The organism is Streptomyces sp. NPDC058470, from assembly GCF_042721055.1.
Classification (GTDB): Bacteria; Actinomycetota; Actinomycetes; order Streptomycetales; family Streptomycetaceae; genus Streptomyces.
On record NZ_JBHXMF010000131.1, the window covers coordinates 1 to 4,193 of the forward strand.

General features: G+C 67.2%; 5 protein-coding genes. All 5 read left to right on the plus strand.

What is annotated here, in order from left to right:
* The first annotated feature begins 254 nt into the window (after positions 1-254).
* The 5 genes from ACFWP7_RS42365 to ACFWP7_RS42385 all read left to right on the plus strand — a co-directional run bounded on the left by ACFWP7_RS42365 (position 255) and on the right by ACFWP7_RS42385 (position 4,124).
* The gene (locus tag ACFWP7_RS42365; RefSeq protein WP_384393927.1) at positions 255-1,070 is read left to right on the plus strand and encodes a phosphatase; all 816 of its coding nucleotides are present in this window, start codon (positions 255-257) and stop codon (positions 1,068-1,070) included.
* 129 nt (positions 1,071-1,199) lie between these two features.
* Positions 1,200-1,412 (plus strand): helix-turn-helix domain-containing protein, encoded by a 213-nt coding sequence (locus tag ACFWP7_RS42370; RefSeq protein WP_004984898.1) that lies wholly within the window; start codon positions 1,200-1,202, stop codon positions 1,410-1,412.
* Positions 1,413-1,596: 184 nt separating this feature from the next.
* Entirely contained in the window at positions 1,597-1,695 is a 99-nt protein-coding gene (locus ACFWP7_RS42375; protein ID WP_003948845.1) for a 30S ribosomal protein bS22, read from the plus strand.
* A gap of 303 nt (positions 1,696-1,998) precedes the next feature.
* The gene (locus tag ACFWP7_RS42380; RefSeq protein ID WP_384393930.1) at positions 1,999-3,060 is read left to right on the plus strand and encodes an NAD-dependent epimerase/dehydratase family protein; all 1,062 of its coding nucleotides are present in this window, start codon (positions 1,999-2,001) and stop codon (positions 3,058-3,060) included.
* A gap of 14 nt (positions 3,061-3,074) precedes the next feature.
* Entirely contained in the window at positions 3,075-4,124 is a 1,050-nt protein-coding gene (locus ACFWP7_RS42385; protein ID WP_384393933.1) for a lysophospholipid acyltransferase family protein, read from the plus strand.
* Positions 4,125-4,193 lie beyond the last annotated feature (69 nt).

Here is a 4,193-nt window from a genome sequence, read left to right on the forward strand (position 1 = left end):
TCCCTTGTTCCTGGGGGCTGCCGCCCCCAGACCCCCGCTGTCGGCCTGAACGGCCCCGTCCTCAAACGCCGGACGGGCTGAAAACATCGCCCCGCGGGTGGGGGATGGGGACGGTGACCCTCGTCCTCAAGCGCCGGACGGGCCGGAAGAGCTCTGGCACCCGCCGGGCCGGATTACTCGTCCGTTACGCCAACTGTGCGGCGTTTTCGGGATTTTCGGGGTGAACACCCGGCAAATGCGTCAGCATCGCTGACGTGTTGAGCACCGGAGCTTTGCGTGCACACCTGTTGGCCGCCCGGTTGGCCGGGCCTGTGGCCACCTCGCGTGAGGAGAGTCTGCGTAGTTATCGACTCTTCGCCGCTCGTGATCCGCGCGTCCTGCTTGGGCTTGATCCCGAATGGACGTGGCGGCAGCGGGACTTGATCGAGTTGATGGCGGACAAGTGCGGGGTTTCCGCGGACCCGGCGCACACTTCGGGGCATGATGTGATCGATCCTGAGCGGACCCTGGTCGCCCTCGACGCCTTCGCGACGAGGCTCGGAGAGGCGGCTCGCAGGCGCGAACCCGTGCTTCTCGGCACCGGCCATCCGCATCGACTGATCGGTTTCTACGCCGCGCTCGCGGACGCCCTGTCGGCGGCGGGATGTACTGTCCTCACCCCAGCGCAGGGTCACTGTGTCGACATAACGACCCGGTTCGGTCTACGCACGTACAACCTTGACTACGTACAAGGAGTCGCGCTGGTACGCGAACCCGGCGTGCGGGCCCCCGGTAGTGCGACCGGCGCACACACCCACTCACCCCTGCCGGTTCGTACCGTTCTGGCCGCCGCGGCGGAGGCCGGCGGACCGCTCCCGGAGCTGGTGATCGGGGACCATGGATGGGTCTGCGGAGCAGGTCAGCTGGGGTTCGAGGCGATGGGGCTGGCGGATACGGACGATCCTGCGCTCTTCGTCGGGGAGGCAGAGGGGCGGGTGTCCGTCGTCGTTCCGCTTGATGACGCTGTGCGGTCTGATTACTACCGACCGCTTACTCGCTATGTACTCAATCGAGCGTGTCTGTCACAGTAGGCGGCCGATCGCAGCTCCTCTTCCCCACTCGCATCACCCGCCCCTACTCTGGGGAGTGAGCACGCAACGACGAAGTGTCACCGGAAGGGGAAGCCGGTGACCGTCGAGTGCGGAAGGTTCAGGTGTGTCATGGCTGCAGCTGGCGAGAGGCCTCTGAACGAGGTTCAGTTCCTGACCGTGGCGGAAGTCGCCTCGGTGATGCGAGTGTCGAAGATGACCGTGTACCGCTTGGTGCACAGCGGTCATCTGCCGGCGATCCGGGTGGGGAGGTCCTTCCGGGTGCCGGAGCAAGCTGTTCACGAGTACCTCCGCGAGAGTTACGTGGGGGTGGAGACAGCCTGACGGCGGTCCGGGAGACCGTCCGGGCGGCTGCGGGAGATCCTCCGGGATCACCCGCCGATCGCCCGGAGATCTCCCGGATCACCTCGATTACGACCTCAGCGCTCGGACGGGTAGTCTGGCCCCTCATAGTCGTGTGGGCCCATGCAGCCCAGCAGCGAGTAAAGAGAAGTGAGCGAGGGTAGTCGTGGGCTCTGTTATCAAGAAGCGGCGCAAGCGGATGGCGAAGAAGAAGCACCGCAAGCTGCTCAAGCGCACTCGCGTTCAGCGTCGCAACAAGAAGTAAGCGACGCCGCAAGAAGCGCGTACTGTGGCCCCTCACCAACTGGTGGGGGGCCACAGGCATATCCGGTTGTGCATATCCGTCGCGCAAATCCGTCATGGAAAGCCTGCGCGGGCCGCGAACCGATTCGGGTGCGCCGAATGGCTTGGTCCGATCGCACGTTTGTGGATGTCGTCACTTCGTGCATCGGGCGGTCATCACAGCGCAACACCAACCCGCTAGGTTGGCCGTACACGGGGAACACGGCAGAGTACGAACAGAGCCGAGCAGAGCTACATCCGCATTCGGGAAGGGAAGGCGCTGATCTTGGGGAAGGTCGTGCTCGTGACCGGAGTTGCCCGCCGACTGGGCGGCCGGTTCGTACGGCGGATCCAGCGTGACCCACAGGTGGACCGGGTGATCGCCGTGGACGCGGTCCCGCCCGAGCATCATCTGGGCGGTGCCGACTTCATCCAGGCCGACATCCGGCACCCGACCATCGCGCGCGTGCTCGCCGAGACGAACGCCGACACGGTCGTGCACATGGATGTGACGGGCACCGCGCTGGGCAGCGGCAGCCGGACCACGGTCAAGGAGACCAACGTCATCGGCACCATGCAGCTCCTGGGCGCCTGCCAGAAGTCCCCCACCGTCAAGCGGCTGGTCGTGAAGTCCAGTACGAACGTGTACGGGTCCGCGCCGCGCGATCCGGCCGTGTTCACCGAGACCACCCCGCCCAAGTCGCTGCCCAGCGGCGGCTTCGCGAAGGACACGGTGGAGGTCGAGGGGTACGTACGGGGATTCGCGCGCCGGCGGCCCGACGTTGCCGTGTGTGTGCTGCGGTTCGCGAACATCCTGGGGCCGAGCGCGGATTCACCGCTCGCCTCGTACTTCTCGCTGCCGGTGCTGCCGACCGTGTTCGGCTACGACCCGCGGCTGCAGTTCGTGCACGAGGACGACGTGATCGAGGTCCTGCGGATCGCCTCGCACGAGCCGGAGCGCGGGACGCTCAACAGCGGCACGTTCAACATCGCGGGCGACGGCCTCCTGTTGCTCTCGCAGTGCTCGCGGCGTCTGGGCCGTCCCACGGTGCCGCTGCTGCTGCCCGCGCTGTCCTGGGCGGGCACGGCCGTGCGTACCCTGGGCGTGACGGACTTCTCGCCGGAGCAGCTGCGGCTGTTGACGCACGGCCGGGTCGTGGCGACGAAGCAGATGCGCGAGACGCTCGGATTCCGGCCGAAGTACACGACGGCGGAGACCTTCGCGGACTTCGCCCACAGCCGGGGGCCCGGACTCCTGCCCCCCGAGGCCGTCGCGGCAGCCGTCGACCGGATCGCCGCGCTGTCTTACCTGGGCGGCGGTCAGCCCCCGACGCAGAGCGCCAACTGAGGAGCGCATCAACGATGGCGGACGCCAAGGTCATTCCGTTCGACGACGACCGGTCCCGCGGGGGTGCGGTGCAGCGCCCGCCGCGCCGCCGGAGCACAGGGAGCCGGCGCACGGGCGAGCCCGTGGTGGTACGTGAGGTCCAACCCCTGCCGAGCCGGGCCGCACGGCGAGATGATGTTCCTGTGACACGTGAGGAACAGCCGCCCCAGGAGCCGCAGGAGAGCGGTGGTCTGGAGCGGCGCATCGCCGGGGGCCTGGCCTTCCTGCGCCGACGGCTCACGGGCGACTACGAGGTCGACGAGTTCGGTTACGACGCCGAACTCACCGACCAGGTTCTGATGTCCCTGTTCCGCCCGCTCTACGAGAAGTACTTCCGCGTCGAGGTGAAGGGCATCGAGAACATCCCTTCCGAGGGCGGGGCGCTGATCGTCGCCAACCACTCCGGGACGCTGCCGCTGGACGGCCTGATGATGCAGGTGGGCGTCCACGACAATCACCCCGCGGGCCGGCATCTCCGTCTCCTGGCGGCCGACCTGGTCTTCATGCTGCCGGTCGTCAACGAGCTGGCCCGCAAGGCCGGGCACACGCTGGCCTGCGCCGAGGACGCCGAACGGCTGCTGGAGCGCGGTGAACTGGTCGGTGTGATGCCCGAGGGATTCAAGGGCATCGGCAAGCCGTTCAGCGAGCGGTACAAGCTCCAGCGCTTCGGCCGTGGCGGCTTCGTCTCCACGGCCCTGAGCCAGGGCGCCCCGATCATCCCGTGCTCGATCGTCGGCGCGGAGGAGATCTACCCGATGATCGGCAACGCGAAGACCCTGGCGCGTGTCCTGGGGATCCCGTACTTCCCGATCACTCCGACCTTCCCGTGGCTGGGCCCGCTCGGCGCGGTCCCGCTTCCCACGAAGTGGACGATCCAGTTCGGTGAGCCGATCCGCACGGACGGCTATCCGCCGGAGGCGGCGGAGGATCCGATGCTGATGTTCAACCTGACGGATCAGGTGCGGGAGCAGATCCAGCACACGCTGTACAAGCTGTTGGTGCAGCGGCGATCGGTCTTTTTCTGATCATGGCTATACGTTTCTTCTGATCGTGTGCTTGTACGACGTCGGGGGCGCCCTCCCTGAGAAGGGCGC